General features: G+C 65.1%; 13 protein-coding genes. 5 read left to right on the top strand and 8 right to left on the bottom strand.

From position 1 onward, the window contains the following. Positions 1-88: 88 nt before the first annotated feature. Positions 89-823: an SDR family NAD(P)-dependent oxidoreductase gene (locus ACZ5PO_RS14050; RefSeq protein ID WP_464194423.1), complete on the top strand. Its 735-nt coding sequence runs from the start codon at positions 89-91 to the stop codon at positions 821-823. A 122-nt stretch (positions 824-945) separates the two neighbouring features. Further along, entirely contained in the window at positions 946-1,545 is a 600-nt protein-coding gene (locus ACZ5PO_RS14045; RefSeq protein ID WP_464194421.1) for an NADPH-dependent F420 reductase, read from the top strand. Positions 1,546-1,592: 47 nt separating this feature from the next. Here ACZ5PO_RS14045 and ACZ5PO_RS14040 read toward each other — a convergent pair whose 3' ends face one another. Together ACZ5PO_RS14040 and ACZ5PO_RS14035 are read right to left on the bottom strand one after the other, a co-directional pair. Beyond that, a complete protein-coding gene (locus ACZ5PO_RS14040) occupies positions 1,593-2,930 on the bottom strand; it encodes a GAF domain-containing protein (protein WP_464194419.1) in 1,338 nt (445 codons plus the stop codon). Next, positions 2,927-3,406: a pyridoxamine 5'-phosphate oxidase family protein gene (locus ACZ5PO_RS14035; RefSeq protein WP_464194417.1), complete on the bottom strand. Its 480-nt coding sequence runs from the start codon at positions 3,404-3,406 to the stop codon at positions 2,927-2,929. Before ACZ5PO_RS14035 ends, ACZ5PO_RS14040 begins: the two co-directional genes overlap by 4 nt. Positions 3,407-3,662: 256 nt before the next feature. Between ACZ5PO_RS14035 and ACZ5PO_RS14030 the strand changes: the two genes are divergently transcribed. Then, on the top strand, positions 3,663-4,508 hold the full coding sequence (locus tag ACZ5PO_RS14030; protein ID WP_464194415.1) for an arylamine N-acetyltransferase family protein: 846 nt from the start codon (positions 3,663-3,665) through the stop codon (positions 4,506-4,508). A gap of 157 nt (positions 4,509-4,665) precedes the next feature. On the opposite strand, the gene ACZ5PO_RS14025 is transcribed toward ACZ5PO_RS14030, so the two are convergent. Beyond that, positions 4,666-4,794: a hypothetical protein gene (locus ACZ5PO_RS14025; RefSeq protein ID WP_464194413.1), complete on the bottom strand. Its 129-nt coding sequence runs from the start codon at positions 4,792-4,794 to the stop codon at positions 4,666-4,668. Positions 4,795-4,976: 182 nt separating this feature from the next. Here ACZ5PO_RS14025 and ACZ5PO_RS14020 point away from each other — a divergent pair, with 182 nt between their 5' ends. Further along, complete coding sequence (locus ACZ5PO_RS14020; RefSeq protein ID WP_464194411.1) at positions 4,977-6,200, top strand: reverse transcriptase/maturase family protein; 1,224 nt, start codon at positions 4,977-4,979, stop codon at positions 6,198-6,200. Between the two features lie 423 nt (positions 6,201-6,623). Continuing rightward, positions 6,624-8,114, top strand: coding sequence for an ApeA N-terminal domain 1-containing protein (locus ACZ5PO_RS14015; RefSeq protein WP_464194409.1), 1,491 nt, complete (start codon positions 6,624-6,626; stop codon positions 8,112-8,114). Between the two features lie 107 nt (positions 8,115-8,221). Here the strand turns inward: ACZ5PO_RS14015 and ACZ5PO_RS14010 are convergent, their stop codons facing one another. The 5 genes from ACZ5PO_RS14010 to ACZ5PO_RS13990 all read right to left on the bottom strand — a co-directional run bounded on the left by ACZ5PO_RS14010 (position 8,222) and on the right by ACZ5PO_RS13990 (position 17,867). Continuing rightward, positions 8,222-9,316, bottom strand: coding sequence for a hypothetical protein (locus ACZ5PO_RS14010; RefSeq protein ID WP_464194407.1), 1,095 nt, complete (start codon positions 9,314-9,316; stop codon positions 8,222-8,224). 436 nt (positions 9,317-9,752) lie between these two features. Then, the gene (locus ACZ5PO_RS14005; protein WP_464194405.1) at positions 9,753-12,602 is read right to left on the bottom strand and encodes a DUF4114 domain-containing protein; all 2,850 of its coding nucleotides are present in this window, start codon (positions 12,600-12,602) and stop codon (positions 9,753-9,755) included. Positions 12,603-13,070: 468 nt separating this feature from the next. Next, positions 13,071-13,895 carry an extensin-like domain-containing protein gene (locus ACZ5PO_RS14000; protein WP_464194403.1) on the bottom strand — a complete coding sequence of 275 codons (825 nt, stop codon included), beginning with the start codon at positions 13,893-13,895 and terminating at the stop codon, positions 13,071-13,073. Between the two features lie 77 nt (positions 13,896-13,972). Beyond that, positions 13,973-14,980, bottom strand: coding sequence for a L,D-transpeptidase family protein (locus ACZ5PO_RS13995; protein WP_464194401.1), 1,008 nt, complete (start codon positions 14,978-14,980; stop codon positions 13,973-13,975). Positions 14,981-15,023: 43 nt separating this feature from the next. Continuing rightward, a complete protein-coding gene (locus ACZ5PO_RS13990) occupies positions 15,024-17,867 on the bottom strand; it encodes a DUF4114 domain-containing protein (RefSeq protein ID WP_464194399.1) in 2,844 nt (947 codons plus the stop codon). Between the last annotated feature and the right edge of the window lie 151 nt (positions 17,868-18,018).

Below are 18,018 nucleotides of genomic sequence, written 5' to 3'. Positions count from 1 at the left end.
GCACTCAACGCCTGACGCCGGCCAGCCCATCTCGAAGTCCTCGGGAGCCTCCCCGAACGACCAGAGACGGAGCCCGACAGGAGAAGTCATGGGAAAGCTTGAAGGTAAGGTTGCAGTCATCACGGGTGGATCGAGCGGCATGGCGCTGGCGAGCGCCAGGCGGTTCGTCGAAGAAGGCGCCTATGTCTTCATCACGGGCCGGAGGCAGGAGGCGCTCGACGAGGCCGTCGAGCTGATTGGCCGGAACGTGACCGCCGTGCGCGGCGACGCGGCCAATCTCGACGACCTCGACCGCCTGTTCGACACGGTCAAGCGGGACAAGGGCAGGATCGACATCTTGTACGCGAGCGCCGGCATGGGCGAAGCCGTCCCACTGGGCGAGATCACCGAGCAGCATTTCGATGCGGCCTTCGGCCTGAATACGCGCGGCACGCTGTTCACGGTCCAGAAGGCGTTGCCGCTGTTCAACGACGGCGGATCGATCTTCATGACCGGGTCAGTCGCTTCGGTGAAAGGTTTTCCTGGTTACGGCGTGTATTCGGCAAGCAAGGCGGCGTTGCGCTCATTCGCACGCACTTGGCTCAACGAGCTGAAGGGCAGGAATATCCGGGTGAACGTGCTGAGCCCGGGGCCGATCGCCACGCCGATGCAGGACCAGGTTCTCACTGAAGAGGCGAAGCAGATGTTCGAATCCCTGATCCCGCGGGGAAAGATGGGTCGTCCCGAGGAAATTGCGGCGGTCGCGCTGTTTCTTGCGTCAGACGATTCGAGCTTCGTGAATGGGGTGGAGTTGTCTGTCGACGGCGGCTTCTCGGCCATCTGAATTCGCGCCGCACTCATCAGAAGCTTCTGGAAGATCTCGCGAAGGTCGCCAGGCAGCGAAATGGATAACCCAGTGCCGTTGAAGGCCGGGGAATCAATATCTACACGGATCGGAGACGTATTATGAGCTATGCGATTGTAGGATTCGGCAAGATCGGCCAGGCCCTCGCCCGCGCCTTCGCCCGTCAAAACATCGAGGTGACCGTCGCGAGCCGCCGGCCGCCCGAGGCGTTGGCGCCGCAGGCTCGGGCGATCGGGTCCACGGTCGTCGCCAGGTCGCTGCGGGATGCACTGGAGGCCGACACGATCATCCTGGCGGTCCCGTTCGGGGAGCATCGCGCGGTTGCGAAGGCCCTGCCGAGCTGGACAGGCAAGACTGTCATCGACGCGATGAACGCGTTGGTTCCCCTCGAGGAGCTGGATGGTCTCCCGTCCTCCGCCTTCGTCGCCAAGTCGTTCACCGGCGCCAAGCTCGTGAAAGGCTTCAATCATCTGGTTGCGGCCACCCTGGCTGCCGATCCGATCGTCGAGGGCGGCCACCGGGTGGTCTTTCTGTCGAGCGACGACGAGGACGCGATCGCTCCCGTGGCGGATTTGGCCAAGCAACTCGGGTTCGCACCCGTCAAGCTGGGAAGGCTCGACGAGGGTGGCGCGCTGGTGCACGCACGCGACCGCATTTGGGGCCGGCTGATCTTCCAGGATTTGTTCAAGAAGGAACAGTGACCGATGGACGACCACGTGCTCTGGCCCGAACAACTGGGCCCATCCAACTAGTCCCGCGCGGCGTCGAGCATGAGGGGGCCTCTCGCCTCCAGGCGAACGCGGCCTCGGCCGACACGAACGATCTGGATCGGGGCCTGCTTTTCTTCGAGCCGGCGGCGCAGGAGCAGCAGCCGGGTTTCGAGATTATCCTTGATCTCAGGCATCCGGCCGCCCAGGGTCAGCCGCATCTCCCTGTTGGTGAACGCGTCGCGCCCGTCTTTCAGGTGCCATTCGAGCATCTGGCGAAGCAGCGCGCCGGCGACGCCCTTGACGATATAGGTGCCATCCACGAACACGCTGTCGTCGACGCGGTGATGGACGACGCGGATCTCCCGGCCGTCGGAGGCGGCCGGGGACGTGGGCAGAGCCTGCGCCGGCTGGGCTGCCTCTGCCTGTTCGCTCACGCGTAAGGCGCCGGCCGCCTGGCCCGCCAGGATGTCGAGGGCCGCCTCATCCGCCTCACGGAACGCCAACCGCTCCAGGCTTTCGATGAAGAGCACCCCGGTCACGGCGCCGCGCGCGGCCATGGGAATGGCGATCTGGCTCATCGCCATGGGCAATTGCGGAAAGGTGACGGCGCGCGTGGCGTTTTCCGACGCCTCCGCCTCCACGCCGATGGCCTCTCCGTAGCGGCGGACGCGGCTCATGTCGTTGACCTTGACCGTCCGCCCGCTCGCGGCGGCCGCGCCGATCAGCCCCTCGCCGCCGGCGATTTCCGATCCCAGGCCTGAGGGCTCGTAGCCGATGCTGCCGGTCGTCACCAGGCCGCCGCGATCACCGTCGCGGATCAGCACGAGCGCATGGCGATAGCCGAGCACGCGCTCGACGCTGGACAGCAGGCTGTCGATGATCTCGTCCGCCTCCGCCTGCCCTTCGATCGCCCGTATCGCCTCGGCCAGAGCCGGCAGGCTGACAGGATCGCGGCCGGGCGCCGGCGCGGTCTCCACCGGGCTGGGCACCGTCTCGATCCGGTGCACCCGGAACATGTCGGCGCTCCGCAGACGCATGACCTCCGCCATGCCCACCTGCGCGCTGCTCGCCTTGAGCTGTCGAGCGATCTTGTCGAACAGCGGGCCGGTATCGACCGACCGCACGAATTCGATGCCGAGCAGGAACTGCTCACCCGTGGTGCCGTCGACGAGGATCAAGGTGACCTGGGTATTGGCGCGAATGTTCGCTGCCGTCTTGGCGAAGAACTGATTGGAGAGCGCCACATGGTCTTCATCGACCCGCACGACGTGCGAGAGGTAGGAGATATTCGGCATCCCGTCGGCCGAGGCCGTGGCGATGATGGAGGGAATGACGCCCTCGAAACAGGCGGACAGGTCGGACAGCCGAAGGCTCATGGCGATCTCGTTCCAGCGAGCATGCCGGCGAGCGGACCGGGCGTCTGGATATAGATCTCGCTGACGGCGATCCGGGCGACGCGCGCGTTGCGGGCCGTCAGCCATTGGGCGATGATGGGTCGGGGCACGCCGAGGGATACGAGCTCGTTCGTCGCCGCCGCGATGAAGCGCTCCGCGCGATCGAGGTGACGCGCCCCCGTATCCTCGATGGTGGCGATCCCCTTGAGCTGGAAGCTGACATAGTCCGAAGGGCTGACGAAGGTGGCGGCGATCCGCCCCGTCTGCCGGATGTCGGGCTCCAGGCGCGGCCATTGCCAGGCGGAGAAGACCACGTCGATGGCCTGCCTGTCGTTCAGCACGTCGAAGCCGACGCCGCGCCCCGCGGACGGCCGCCCGGCCGCGTCGGCCCCGGCGATGATGCACATCAACGGCCGCCTGAAAAACGCGAGGATCGTATCGTCGAGCTGCACCGCCATCCCATCTCCCGCCCGAGGCCCGCTTAGCAAGCTTTTAGGATACCCGGCGCGCCTTGCACATTCATTTAGGAACGCCCGCCTTTCCAGCGCGCTATAGAGACGCCGTGCCGGCCGGATAGCGTGGAGAACAAATAAAATATTAATGAGAGTACTCGCTCAGGCCTTCCGGTGACGATAACATCGCCGGGCCGGGCGATAAGTCGTTTTTAATACTGCATCGAGAGCTCAACAGCGGTTCAACATAGGAAGCCGACGGATGACGCACGCGCCCTTGAACGACGACGATACGACCCTGACCGCTGCCCAGCTCGAGGCCTACCTCGCAAGGATCGGCATGGAGCGGCCGGGCTCCCTCGACATCCGCAGCCTGTCAAGACTTCACCGCGCGCACCTGATGACCTTCACCTGGGAGGCGCTCGATGCGTTCATGGGATGGCCATCCTCCATTGCCCCGGCATCGATCTTCACCAAGATGGTGGACGGCAAGCGCGGCGGCTGGTGCTACGAGCAGAACGGCCTCTTCGGCGCCGCGCTCGCGGCGCTCGGCTTCCAGGTGACGCGTCTTTGCGGCGGGGTTGACCGGGAGAAGCATGGCGATATGGCCATCGGCAATCACCTCACGCTGCGGGTCGATCTCGACCGTTCCTATCTTGCCGAGGTCGGCCTGGCGGATGCCATCGTCGAGCCCGTGCCGATGGCCGTCGGACCGATCAGCCAGCGCGGTTTCGATTTTTCGATTGCGCCGGTGCAGGGCGGCTGGCTGCGCTTCAACAACCATGCTCGCGGCATTGCGAAAACGCTCGATTTCCGGCCCGACCACTGCGACGAAGCCGCCATGGCCGCGACCCATGGCTGGCTGATGCAGGATTCCGGCTCGCCGTTCACCAATGCGCTCGCCGTCCTCCGGCATACGAGCGACGGCTATGTGGGCCTGCAGAACGATTGCCTGCGCCGGGTGACGGCGAGCCGCCTCAGCGAGCAGTCCATCACGAGCGCCGACCATCTCGCCGACACGCTTGCAACCGTCTTCGATATCGACGTTCCCGGGCCGGGACGTGTGTGGGAGAAGATCCAGAGCATCCGGCGCGACAAGGCCGCCTGAATAGGCGCCGCTTTCACCTACCAGAGTATGTCATGGCCGAGGTGCTCGCTCGGGTGCAACCGCTGTGCGACGGACCGCAGCTCGTAGCCCCTTGCGCAGGAAAAAAGGTGGAGAGGGCCACGAGGTGCCCTTGCGGAACAGACTGGCAACCTCCACCTTAGCCGGGCCGCCGGAATTGGCCGTCGGTACGGTCGTTGAAACTGTCAACCTCATACAGGGCCGCATCGACGATGCCGACGAGCGTCAGCATCATCGCCGCGATCCGTATCGACGAGACTTCGAGCATCGCTCGGACCTCCACGACCACACTATACTGCCTAGCGTTATTTGACCCGCGTTGGGGGAAGCCTGGTCTGACGAGAACGGGACGATGCTGACGGATTGAGGCGTGCGTTTGGGGGGCGTTCGGTGCAGACCGAGGCTCTGGGTCGGAGCTAGCCCCCCAGACACTGCAATAGCGGGATAGCGATGCGGCCAGCCTGGTTCACCAAGCGTGGATACAAGCACTTCGACGCGCCGGTCGGTGAGTCCTATGCCTGCGGCCTCGAGGCTGGTGCCGGCATCCATGGGCATGCGTGGTCGCCGCTCATCCATTTTGAAAAGCGGGTCAAGCGCTACAAGCCCAAGGACGGCAAGACAGTCTACAAGATCAGGCCGATCATGTACGCCTCACATCGCGACGCGTGCATCCTGTCGAAGTATGCCTTCGAGCTGACAAATCGCCTCGACGATCTCTACGAAAGCGAACGCCTCACCTCTCACGTGATCGGCTACCGCCGTCTCGGCAAATCCAACTACGATTTTTCCGCGGATGCCTACCGGTTCGCGAAGACCAACGCACCCTGCATCGTTTTTTGCTTCGACATCACCGGCTTCTTCGACCATCTCGACCATCGGCTGCTCAAAGAGCATCTCAAGCGATTGCTCGGCACGGCGGAACTGAGCAAGGACTGGTACAATGTCTTTCGGCATGTGACCCGATACCACTGTGTGAGCCGGGAAGCCCTCGCAGCGCATCCGGATATCGGTCCAAGATTGAAGTCGCCAAAGCCCGAACCTGTAGCGTCGATCGCCGAGGTGAAAGCCGCTGGCGTACCCATAAAACCAAACCCCAACGCTTTTGGCGTTCCCCAGGGGACGCCGATCAGCAGCGCGTTCTCGAACCTCTATATGATGGATGTCGACCGGGCGATGGCATCGCTTTGCCGCGCCCACGCTGCGCTGTACCAGCGCTACTCCGACGACATCCTCGTGATCTGCAAGCCCGAGCAGGAGGCAACGATCCGGGCCGCTTTGATGGCGGCCATTGCGGCAGCGAAGCTGGAGATCAAGGATGAGAAAACGGAGCGCGCTGTTTTTGATAGCAGTGGCAATGCAGGCTTCCAGTATCTGGGCTTCAACCTCACCGAGGCGGAAGCGACGATCCGACCCAGCTCGTTCGCTCGGCAATGGCGCAAACTGAAATACAACATCAAGAAGACACGCAAGATCGGGGCGCGGGCCATAGCTGAAGGGCGTGCCAACAAGATCTATACCAAGCGGCTAAGGCGCAGGTTCTACCCTGTCGGCGTCAGGAATTTCTCGGCCTATGCGCGCCGGGCGGCCAAAGCCTTCGAGTCGAACGCTATCGCCCGGCAAGTGCTTCGCCTGGAACGCTATGCCGACAAAGCCATTCGCGATCTGACGACCTGATGGCGTTCGCTATGTTCACCCGGCCAGGGCGGCCCCGGCAACTGTTTGAGCAGAGAATTAAACGCCGTTCACGCAGTGTAACGTTGTTTGGCAAATTCGAATAGCGGTCGCGCAATAGGCGTCCGGCGACGAGTAGTGGGCACCCCGCCAGCAAAACACGCCAGAAGCAGAAGTTGGGCATCCCGCGCTTGGGCGACTGAAACGGGCCCCGGAAGCGAACGGTTGGCTCCGGACTAGCAACTTTAGGAAAGCTGCCGCATGCTTGGTGTCGATCGAGTGCGTTCTGCTCAACGTCGACGAGGACAACGAGGCTGGCATGAGAAATGCGCGCCACCCACGATCTGCGTCGAGACCGACCGCATGATCGATGCGCTCTCAACCCCTTACACTCGGAGCTAGTGATGATGTGCGCGGGAGATCTCGATGCGGCTTGAGAGTTTCGAGGAATGGTTCGCCGTTCGTCCGAACCATAGCAACGAAGCCGATCACCTGCCCGGACGCCTCACCTTCGATTTGGATGAGGGGATATATCTGGACACGATTCGCTTCTCGGGGAGCAGCGAGAACCAGGAGGCATTTCTCGTCAGCGGTCAGACCTTGACAGGATGGCTAGACTATCAGCGGCCGGCAACACTCATCCAGCCGTGGCTTCAGAGAACCGGTGGATTGAACATCAGCATGGATACCCCGGCAATGCGGGAGTCCCAGCGGTTCGTCGCTAGCGCCCTCCTCAAGAATGTCTTCTTAGAGGACATCAGCGCCCCCATCTTCACGGGACTCGTGGTCGAACACCCGGCATTTCATGCTTGGGTAAATCCTCGCCTTGTCAATCGAGGCTGGTCGCGGCCCGAGGACGTTGGTCTCCCTTCCCTTTCTGTCGACGTTCAGCCGCCACAGCAGCGCATTTTCACCTTGGCAGATGGAACGCAGGCGAAAGTCACCAGCGCGACCCGCGTTCCCCGCGGCGAGGCCACGACGCTGGAAGAGTACACCGTGCTGGAACTGCAGTTCCCCGAACCTGTCGATTTCGACGCGATCACTCGTGTGGCGTGGCGGCTTTCCGCCCTGTTCGAATTTCTGATCGGCGCACGCGTGCAGGCACCTACCTTTCATCTCCCTACGACGCATAAACGCCTGTGGAATGGAGAGGAACGCGAGGTCGTCGCCGAGTTCTGGTATCGTCCTATCTCCAGAAAGAATCGCCGAGACACTCCACCAGACGTACACCGTCGCTTGACGTTCGAGAAACGGTCCCCTGTTCCGATGGAAGCGCTGCTGAACCACCTCTCGGGAGGCAGTGACGAACTCATCTTCCTGGCCGACCAAATTCAGAGCGTGGAAGATTACGATCTCTCCCCCACTCAAGGATATGGTGAGCTTCTTGGCTGCCTAGAAGCCTTTGACGATCGCACCTTCGGATCGGGATCGGATGAAAATTTCAAGCAGGATATGAAGAGTCTGAAAGATCTTGTCGAGAATCATGGCTCAACTGCGGACATTGACTTATTCAGACGAATAAGCGGAGCCGCATCCAATAGATTTTCTCTTCTAAAACGTCTCGAACGTCTGCATCAGATGTGGAAAGAGGATGGGTTTAGGGGAAATCCGGACCTTAAGCGTATCCGAGATTTACGAAATATCGTTCCACACGGACGGGGGCTGGAAGTGTCCAGTCACGTTGCAAAGGAAATGATGAGTTATCTTCGCTACCTCACGGCGTTAGGTCGCTATCATGTTCTGAAGGTGCTCGGATTCACCGGGGATGAGATCGGAGCCGCCTTCTTGTGGCAGGCGCATCCCTATGTAATGTTTATCCCGGAGCGGATGATCCCGTCACATCAAGGGATCGATGACGATAGCAGGGTTGGAGACAATGCGGCGTCTTTAGACTTTAATGCCCAGGCGCCGTCATGAAAAAGGTTCTGGCTTCCGTCCCTTGCTCTATGAATCGGCTGGCCGGCAGCAACATGACGCCCGAGCGGATCGGAACGGGCGCAAAGCGTGGAAGTGACGCGGGAGACCTAAGCTTTGACGGAGACGCGGATCAAAATTCGCGAGAGGAGGTATTCACCAGATTGGACGTGGAGCCCCCAAAGCCCCTCACGATCAAACGTCGTGCCGATCATTACCGGCCAGATGTAGCTGAGACCGGATAGGGCTGTCTGCGGCAGTCCAATTGCAATTCTCGACACCTCCTCGCCATTTGGATTCGTGATGCAGATCTGCAGTCCGCGCGTGCGACCAGGCTCAAGCTTCTCCCAACCGACTATGCAGATTATCTGCCACGCTGCCTCGCAAGGGAATTCGGGCACGTAGAAAGTTTCCCAGGCACCGCCTAGTACGTGTAGCCGCCCCTGATGGAAGTCACATGAGTCAAATGGCATGAGAGTGGAAACTTGAAAGCCGCCATCAAGGTCAGCCGCAGTAATCGTGGGCCAATCGTCGAGGAGCTTGCCCGATTTACCCCCCTTGCCGCCTTTAGTGCGATACTCTCGGATCAGCTCCCCGGCTGCCGTTCTATGTCGGAGGACCGTATCACCGCCGGATGCTGGGTGTTGCCCAGGCTGAAGTGGGCTTTTCCCACCCTCCCCAATCTCGATATCGAAGACGTCACCCGGCTGCACTTCCGCAGTGAATGACATGCCATCACCACCGTCACCGCCATCGCCGCCGATGGCACCCGGATCGATTACTCCTGCGCCACCTCCGCCAGATCCGGGCGCAGGTAAGCCGCCCGACATTAGGAAACGCTCGAGTTCCTCCGGAGGCAACGGATCTCCGTCTGCATCCGTGATCCGCCCCCCATCTCCACCGCGTCCCGCGCGTGCTCCCTCACCGATAGCACCGCCTCCACCTCCACCAGCGCCAGGGGCCCGACCGCCTTCGCCGCCTAGGTGTACGATTGCGTCACGGATGGAAATCGCCGCGTCCTTGGACGCCAGCAGCGCTTCGTCAGCCATTTTGCTTGTGATTGGCCAGCCTTCGCTTCGACGTCGGTGCTCCGCTAGCTGTTCCTCCTTCCAAGTGCGCAGGAGTTCTGCAGGATAGGACTGCAGCGACAACGGGTCGTCGATGACGCTCGCGTGTGCGATGCACATCAGGATGAGGTTCTCCACGGACCGGTTTCGCTCGCTCGTCTGGTGCGCGTCCCATCTAGGACCACCCTCGCTGCGCGCGCAGATGTGGCAGATCCGGGAATTCAATACCCAAATTCCGGACACAGGATCTTCCCGAAATAGAGGCTGGCTACAACTAGGGAAGGCGCAGGAAAAAGCTCGTGCGTATAGCTGCTTGACAACCGAATTTGTGGGCGGCTGATGTTCAATTGTCATGTAAATTTTACGTATTATCGGAGCGAACTGATTTCAGTGAAATCGAGATCTAGAATTCAACATCGATCTAGCAACTCCGACCCAAAAGTACACACGGAAGTGCGACTTGACATCCGGCTCCAGACGCACTGCCTATAAGCAGGCGTTCCGAATTTCTCAGAAGGGCCACGAGCAGTCCATGAGGTGTAGTTGAAATACCCGCGCCGCGGTCCGACACTTGTCACACCACCCCCTTCCCCGCCGCGCCCGTAAAATCCAGCTGCACCACCAAATCGTTATAATCCCGGTCGCCGCCGCCGAAGAGGTCTTCCCAGCCCCAGGTGTTGAGGCCGTAGCTCCACAGATGCGGCACGTGGTAGCCGTCGACCTGCTCGTTGCCCTCGGCGAAGCTGGAGTAGGTGTGGCCGCCACTCTTGAGCTCCATGGCGATGAGGTCGCCGGCGTCGATGCCGGTCAGCTCCGTCTCGCTGTACTGGCCGTAGCCGCCGCCGTGGATCCAGATCTCGCCGGTCTTGTCCGCGTAGGCGCGGGCCAGCGCCGCGAGGTCGTAGCCGGGGTCGCCGGGCGCGAGATCGCCGATCTTTCCGGCGAAATCGTCGACCTTGTAGAACATCACCTGCTGGTCGCTGGTGCCGTTCTGGCGCAGGCGCACGAGGGCGTCCTGGTCGTCGGCCGCCTGCGCCGTCTCGGCGACGGCGACCGGGCGCGCCGCCCGCACGGTGCTGCCGCTGTCAGCGGCGACGAAATCGACGAAGCCGAAGGGGGCGGAGAGCGTCGCCTGGGGCGTGGTGACGGCCGCCCCGCCGATGGCCACCGCCACCGTCTCGCCGCTCTTCACGTCGGCCTGGATGGTCGCGCCCTGCGCCTGCTGGTCGAACATCGTCACGAGCTCAGGCGAGAAATCCGACTGCAGGCTCTGTTGCGCGAACTGGCTGGTCCAGGCGAAGGCGCCGCCGGCGTGGCCGGCGACCTCCGCGCCACCGGAGCCGATGCCGACGAACAGGTTCGCATCGGTGCCGAGCGCCGACTGGAACAGCAGGCTCTGGTCGACAGGGCTGGTCCAGCCGCCGCTGCCGCTCACGAGCACGTCGGGTGTGTCGAAGTAATACTGCGAGGTGGCGATGGCCGAGAGCGAGCGGGCGAGCAGCGTCGCATTGGGTGAGCCGAGGCCGGTCGCCAGGTCGTAGCCGGGCGCGGCCTGGTTGCCGAAGCCGGTGGGGGTGAGGAAGCCGTAGGCGCCGTCCTTGCCGACCGGCGCCATGAGCGGGCCGCCGTCCACATAGGTGGAGATGTTGTTGCCCAGCGTGATGTCGTTGAACGAGGCCGGCGCCACCACCGAGGCGGTGTAGAAGAGATCGTTGGCATAGCCCAGCTGCGGCAGGCCGATGGCCGCGAGCTCGGCGTTGATGTGCGCGGCGATCGAGGCCCAGAACGGCGTTGCGGCGCTGGTGCCGAAATCGTCAGAAATGCCGGTCATGTCCTCGTGCGGCGTCTTGTAGAATAGGCCGCCGCCGGCGAGCGCCGAGACGTCGGGCGTGCCGCGGCCGACCTCGTGCAGCGGATCCGCGGTGACGGGGTAGAGGCCGTAGGCGAGCTGGTATGAGGGGATCGGGTGGCTCGGATCGGCGCCGCCGGAGCCCGCGTCGTTCTTGAGATAGCCGGGGTCGAGCAGCGTGCCGTTCAGGCTATAGGAGTTCCAGACGGTCTCGACCTCGCGGGTGGTGAGGGAGCCGGCCTGAGGCAGCGCGGTCAGGCCGCCGGAGACGAGCTGCCAGATGGTGGCGAGGTCCCCCGCCGCGACCTTGGCGGCGATGTCGGTGAGCGTCGCATCGGCTACCACCTGGCCGGGCGAGCTCATCGCCGTGCCGCCGACCATCATGTTGTAGGGGCTCATGTAGACCCCGTACAGATTGGCGAGGCCGGTGCCGATCTCGCCGCCGGAGCCGCCGTCGCCGTTGGCGGCGTAGACCGAGATGTTGCGCAGCGCCGCATCCACGAACAGCTCGTTGGCGGCGTCGTAGAAGGGCGAGCCCGGCGCCGGCCGCTGCGGGCCGCCGAAGGAGGAGGAGATGACGGTGGGGTTGTTCGCCGTGTCCCAGAAGGCGGCCTGGTAGGCGGTGTAGGTGGTGGAGGCCGCCGCCCCGTTGAGGCCGGAGCCCACATAGAGGCCGATGGTGCTGCCGGGCGCCGCCGAAGCGACGACGCCGACGTCGAGCGAGCGCTCGCCGGCGGAGTCGTTGAAGGCCTGGCCGGCGGCGTTCTGGGTGTAGTACGAGCCGCCGGTGGTGATGCCGGCCTTCTCGCGAAAACCGTCGAGCAGTTGGCCGAAGGTCTCGATGACGTTGTCCGGCAGGGCGCTGCCGACGCCGGGCTCGATCAGGCCCACGGTGCCGGTGGCCTGCGTCGCCCAGCTGTCCGGGAAGTTGTAAAAGTCCTGGCCGATCTGCTGGGAAAAATAGGCCGGCTTCACGGTCGAGCTGTTGCCGAGGCTCTGCGGCCCCTGCGGCAGGGCGGCCGCGACGTCGCCGGCCAGGTTGGAGACGGCGTGCGGCGACTGCACGTCGGGCCAGAGGCCGGTGACGTCCCAGCCGTCGGGTAGCGACAGGTTGCCGTTCCAGAAGATCAGGCCCTTGTCGTCGCCGGAGACGACGCGCAGCAGCGGCGTGCCGAACAGTTTTTCGAAATTGGCGCTGTCGAGCGTCACCCAGATGGTGCGGGATTCGACCGAGCTGACATAGCCGCCCGCGCCGGTGGCATCGCCCAGGAGCGGGATGCCCAGGGCGGCCAGGCCGTTCACCACCTGCTGGTATTCTGCCGGATCGGCACCGTAGGTGGACCACAGGCTGCTGCTCTTGTTGAGATCGATGAGCGCCTTCTGCCGGCTCGCCCAGTCGCCGTTCAAGAGCGCCGTGGGGTCGTTGGCACGGTCGAGCACCAGGGCCACGTTGACGACGGAGCCGGTCTTCTGGACATCGGCGGGGTCTATGCCGTAGGCGGCGTACGGATCGGTGGCCGACGTGGTGCGGTAGCTGGTGAAATCGAGAAACGACGAATTGGCGATTTCAGCCATGAGTCGACCCCCCTTGTTTCCCCGCCATCAGGAGTAGCGAGGGGTGGAGCGGCTGACAAGGCGGGAGCTTGGCCTCGGGAGCTTGCGCGGATACTTCGGCGGCGCGGCGAACCGGCGCACATCACCTTGCGAATAGGGATAGCACCGCGCTCACCGCGTCATGGCCGGGCTTGACCCGGCCATCCATCGATCGCAACAGCTTCAGCCCGCCAGGGCTGGCCGTATGGCGGCGTTCCCGCGTGGATGGATGGCCGGGTCAAGCCCGGCCATGACGGCGAGGGAGATGGACCGTGGCAAGCTAAGCCCAGCCGCGGTGAATGCTCATAACCTTTTGGATCTGGGGCGCTTCGCTTGCGATTGGGTGACCCCCCACTCGATCGCAGGCGCTCAAGGCCAACATCGGCCGGCGCATCAACGTCGAGCAGCCTCGGATATGTGAATCCGGTCGCCCCAGGCGGAGTACGACCCTCAGTCGACGTTCCACTGACAGAGTCGGAAGCCGCCCCGGCGCTGGCGCATGTCGACGTGAAGATGTTCTGCGTGGGAACTGTCTGCGCCGGGGCCGAGGACGGTCGCGAAGCGCGCGCAGGCGCTCTTCTGAACCGCTTCGCGGAAGGCTTTGGTACCTGGGTCGGCCTGCGCGAGCGCGATCACGCGCCCGTCGGCCAGCTTGATGGCGCGCAGGTCGAAGGCGTTGCCGCTGGCGTGCTCGCTGATCGGCGCGCCCGCCTGGCCGTTGCGCGGGCGGCAGGCGTAGCCGCCGACGCCGATGACTTGGGCCAGCGGCGCGCCGTGGCGCACAGCGATGGCAGTGAGGTCGTCACGGATCCAGCTGACCAGCTCGACGGCCAGCGTGCATCGCACGGTCACCGCGCTGTCGAGGGTGACGGCGGCCCCATCGGGCAGGCGCACGCGCCCGAATGTCACCGGCCCGGGGATGGCGCAGGCGCCGCCCATGTCGGCGGAGCCCTCCGCGGCCCGCGGCGGCGTCGCCTCGCCGCCGCGCGCCGCGAAATCCCTGAGGCAGGCGGCAAGCGCCGCCGGGTCGATCGCCGGCGGGGCCGCGGCGCTCCCGGCCTGGGCGCCGGGCGGAGCCGGCAGGTCCGGCGGGCGCGGCGGCGGCAGTGGCGCCGTGGCGGGGACGGGCGTGGACGCGCGCCACACCGCCTGCTGCGATACGGGCGAACGCCCGCTCGCCCGCGCCTCCGCGGGCTGGGCCGGCATCAGCGCGACATGCGTGAAGGCGGCGACCATCACCCCGATCACCGACGCAATCTGGCGCACGGCCCGCATGCGGGGTGTCGCGCCCCGCCCGCCTCGGCCCGGGTGTCCGCGTCGATGGAGGGTCGGGACATGCCTTGCCAGCGCCGTTACTCCACGAAGCGCACGGGCACGCCGGGCTTCACCATGCCCGCGAGCTCTTCGGCATCCCAGTTGGTCAGGCGCACGCAGCCGTGGGACGAGGTCTTGCTCACCTTCGACGGTTCGGGCGTGCCATGGATGCCGAAGGTCGGCTTCGAGAGGGCGATCCACACCGTCCCCACCGGATTGTTGGGCCCCGGCGGCAGGGTGAGCTTCCGCCTGTTGCGGCCCTGCTGGAAATTCTTGTCGGGATCGTAATGGTAGGCCGGATCGTGGGCGATGCGCGCGACCTTGTATTCGCCCGTCGGCGACGGCGTCTCGCTGCTGCCGATGGTGGCGGGATAGCTCGCCAGGATCTGCTCGCCCGGCCCGTAGACGACGACCATGCCGGTGCTCTTGACCGCGTCGATGCGCTCGACCGCGGCATCCGACGGCTGGCGCGCCGCCGAGACCACTTGCAGCCGTTCGCCGGCCTTGGCCGGATTCGCCTTGGGATTGAGGGCGTTGAGTAGCTCCTCGCTCATGTGGAAGCGCTCGGCCAGCATCTCCCTGGCGCCGGTATAGCCGAGCCGCCGCATGGCCGCCTGCCTGGCGTAGTCGTGCGGGATGCGGCGCACGAAATCGGTCGAGGCCTCCTTCTCCGTCACCGTATACTCGGTCACGATGGCGCCGGTGCCGTCGCCCCCCAGCGCCTGCCACGTCGGTGCATCCATCCCGTCGCCCTCCCCGAGCCCGTTCTGCCGGCGGAACTGGGCTATGGCCTTATGGTAGTTCTCCCCGTCGACGCCATCGATCTCCCCGGGCGAGATGCTGCGCCGGCTGAGCAGAACCTGGGCCTTGACGATGAAAGGATCGGGCCGCTTGTGGGATTCACGAGCCGCGCCGAAGGCCGCCCGGTTCACGTCGTCCGCCGTGAGCGCCAGGGCGGGACCGGCGGCGAAGGCGGGCAGCAGCGCCAGCGCCAGGAGGACTATACGCGGCGCCTTCGCCAGCGTCCGATGCGGTGACACGACCATACAATTGATACGGCCGACGGCCTTCGTTGTTCCGCGCTTCGTCTTACGCCAGCCCCTTGCTGGCGGCGCTCGTAAAGTCGAGCTGCACCACCAGATCATTGTAGTCCCGGTCGCCGCCGCCGAAGAGGTCTTCCCAGCCCCAGGTGTTGAGGCCGTAGCTCCACAGGTGCGGCACGTGCTGGCCGTCCACCTCTTCGTTGGCGTCGGCGAAGGCGTAGTAGCTGTGGCCGCCGCTTTTGAGCTCCATGGCGATGAAGTCGCCGGCGTCGATGCCGGTCAGCTCCGTCTCGCTGTACTGGCCGTAGCCGCCGCCGTGCAGCCAGATCTCGCCGCTGGTGTCCTGGTAGGCGCGGGCCAGCGCCGCGAGATCGTAGCCGGGATCGCCCGGCGCGAGGTCGCCGATCTTTCCGGCGAAATCGTCGACCTTGTAGAACATCACCTGCTGGTCGTTCTCGCCGTTCTGGCGCAGGCGCACGATGGCATCCTGGTCGTCGGCCGCCTGCGCCGTCTCGGCGACGGCGACGGGGCGTGCGGCCCGCACCGCGCTGTCACCGGCCACGAAGTCGACGAAGCCGAAGGGAGCCGAGAGCGTCGCCTGCGGCGTCGTCACGGCGGCCCCGCCGATGGCCACCGACACCGCATCGCCGCTCGTCACCTCGGCCTGGACGATGGAGCCTTGCGCCTGCTTGTCGAATAGCGTCACCAGGTCCGACGAGAAGTCCGGCTGCAAGCTCTGCTGGGCGAACTGGCTGGTCCAGGCGAAGGCGCCGCCCGCCTGACCGTCGATCGCCGTGCCGCCCGAGCCGATGCCGACGAACAGGCTCGCATCGGTGCTCAGCGTGCTCTGGAACAGCAGGCTCTGGTCGACCGCGCTGGTCCAGCCGCCGTTCCCCTGCGCCAGCACGTCGGGCGTGTCGAAGTAATACTGCGACGTGGCGATGGTCGAGAGTGAGCGTGCCAACAGCGTCGCGTTGGGCGAGCCCAGGCCCGTGGTGAGGTCGTAGCCCGGCGTGGCGCTGTAGCCGTAGCCCGTGGGCGTGAGGAAGCCGATGGCGCCCTCCTTGCCGACGGGCGCCGACAGCGGCCCGCCCTCCAGGTAGCTCGAGGTGTTGCCGCCCACGGTGATGTCGTTGAACGAGGCCGGCGCCACCACCGAGGCGATGTAGAAGAGGTCGTTGGCATAGCCCAGCTGCGGCAGGCCGATGGTCGCGAACTCGGCGTTGATGTGGGCGGCGATCGAGGCCCAGAACGGGGTGGCGGCGCTGGTGCCGAAATCGTGCCAGACCTCGGTCATGTCGTCGCTCGGCACCTTGTAGAATAGGCCGCCGCCGGCGAGCGCCGAGACGTCGGGCGTGCCGCGCCCGGATTCGTGCATCGGGTCGGAGGTGACGGGGTCGAGGCCGTAGGCGAGCTGGTAGGAGGGGATCGGATGGCTCGGATCGACGCCGCCGGAGCCGGCGTCGTTCTTCAGGTAGCCGGGATCGAGGCTCGTGCCGGTGAGCAGGTAGGCGTTCCAGACCGTCTCGATCTCGGTGGTGGTGAGCGCGCCGGTCTGCGGCAGCGTGGTCATGCCGCCGGCGACGAGCTGCCAGATGGTGGCCGGGTCCCCGGCAGCCGCCTTGGCGACGATGGCGGCGAGCGTCGGATCGGCCGCCGCCTGGGCCGGCGAGCTCAGCGCCGTGCCGCCCACCAGCATGGCATAGGGGCTGATATAGGCGTTGTAGACGTTGGTGAGGCCGTTGCCGACGAGGCCGCCGGAGCCGCCGTCGCCGTTGGCCGAATACACGGAGATGTTGCGCAGCGCGGCGTCGACCATGAGCTCGTCTGCCGCATCGGCGAAGGGCGACCCCGGCGCCGGGTGCTGTCCAGCGAGGAAGGACGAGGAGACGACGCCGGGGTTGTTGGCGGTATCCCAGAAGGCCGCCTGGTAGGCGGTGTATTCGGTTGCCTGGGCGACGTCGGTGCTGCCCGAGCCCACATAGAGGCCGATAGTGCTCGCCGGCGCGCCGGAGGCGACGACGCCGACATCGAGCGAGCGCTCGCCGGCCGACTGGGTGAAGGCCTGGCCGCCGGGGTTCTGGGTGTAGGTGCTGCCGGGCGTGGTGATGCCGGCCTTCTGGCGGAAACCGTCGAGCAGCGCGTCGAAGCTCCCGGTCGCGCCGTCTGGCAGGGCGCTGCCGACGCCCGGCTCGATCAGGCCGATGGTGCCGGTGGCCTGCGTCGCCCAGCTGTCGGGGAAATTGTAGAAGTCCTGGCCGATCTGCTGGGAAAAATAGGCCGGCTGGAGGGTGGAGCTGTTGCCGATGCCCTGCGGCCCCTGCGGCAGGGTGACGGAGACGTCGCCGGCGAGGTTGGAGACGGCATGGTTGGCGTTGACGTCCGGCCACAGGCCGCTGACGTCCCAGCCGTCGGGCAGCGACAGGTTGCCGTTCCAGAAGATCAGGCCCTTGTCGTCGCCGGAAGCGACGCGCAGCAGCGGCGTGCCGAACAGCTTTTCGAAATTGGCGCTGTCGAGCGTCACCCAGATGGTACGGGATTCGACCGATGTGACGTAGCCGCTGGTGCCGGTGGGGTCGCCGATGATCGGGATGCCCAGCGCGGCGAGCCCGTTGACCACCTGCTGGTAGTCGGCCGGGTCGGCGCCGTAGGTGGACCAGAGGCTGCTGGTCTTGTTGAGGTCGATGAGCGCCTTCTGCCGGCTCGCCCAGTCGCCGCTGAGCAGGGCCGTCGGGTCGTTGGCGCGGTCGAGCACCAGGGCGACGTTGACGGACGTGCCCGTCTTCACGACGTCGGCGGGGTCGATGCCGTAGGCGGTGTACGGATCGGTGGCCGACGTGGTGCGGTAGCTGGTGAAATCGAGAAACGACGAATTGGCGATCTCAGCCATGAGTCGGCCCCCTTTGCTTCCCCGCATTCAGCGGTAGCCGTCGACGCAAGCCCTGACAAGGCGGACGCAGGGCGAAGCGACTTGCTGGCCGGATGCTTGGGTTGCGGCCCGCCAAGCCCGATATGATCTTGCGAATAAATGGAGAAGGTCA

It is taken from the genome of Chelatococcus sp. KU-N122, from assembly GCF_055391085.1.
Note: the sequence above shows the minus strand (reverse complement) of the source record. Positions and strands in the feature narration are given on the sequence as shown.

Coding starts and splice junctions, on each gene's coding strand:
- ACZ5PO_RS14050 (WP_464194423.1), top strand. CDS start 89: ATGGGAAAGCTTGAAGGTAAGGTTGCAGTCATCACGGGTGGATCGAGC.
- ACZ5PO_RS14045 (WP_464194421.1), top strand. CDS start 946: ATGAGCTATGCGATTGTAGGATTCGGCAAGATCGGCCAGGCCCTCGCC.
- ACZ5PO_RS14040 (WP_464194419.1), bottom strand. CDS start 2,930: ATGAGCCTTCGGCTGTCCGACCTGTCCGCCTGTTTCGAGGGCGTCATT.
- ACZ5PO_RS14035 (WP_464194417.1), bottom strand. CDS start 3,406: ATGGCGGTGCAGCTCGACGATACGATCCTCGCGTTTTTCAGGCGGCCG.
- ACZ5PO_RS14030 (WP_464194415.1), top strand. CDS start 3,663: ATGACGCACGCGCCCTTGAACGACGACGATACGACCCTGACCGCTGCC.
- ACZ5PO_RS14025 (WP_464194413.1), bottom strand. CDS start 4,794: ATGCTCGAAGTCTCGTCGATACGGATCGCGGCGATGATGCTGACGCTC.
- ACZ5PO_RS14020 (WP_464194411.1), top strand. CDS start 4,977: ATGCGGCCAGCCTGGTTCACCAAGCGTGGATACAAGCACTTCGACGCG.
- ACZ5PO_RS14015 (WP_464194409.1), top strand. CDS start 6,624: ATGCGGCTTGAGAGTTTCGAGGAATGGTTCGCCGTTCGTCCGAACCAT.
- ACZ5PO_RS14005 (WP_464194405.1), bottom strand. CDS start 12,602: ATGGCTGAAATCGCCAATTCGTCGTTTCTCGATTTCACCAGCTACCGC.
- ACZ5PO_RS14000 (WP_464194403.1), bottom strand. CDS start 13,895: ATGCGGGCCGTGCGCCAGATTGCGTCGGTGATCGGGGTGATGGTCGCC.
- ACZ5PO_RS13995 (WP_464194401.1), bottom strand. CDS start 14,980: ATGGTCGTGTCACCGCATCGGACGCTGGCGAAGGCGCCGCGTATAGTC.
- ACZ5PO_RS13990 (WP_464194399.1), bottom strand. CDS start 17,867: ATGGCTGAGATCGCCAATTCGTCGTTTCTCGATTTCACCAGCTACCGC.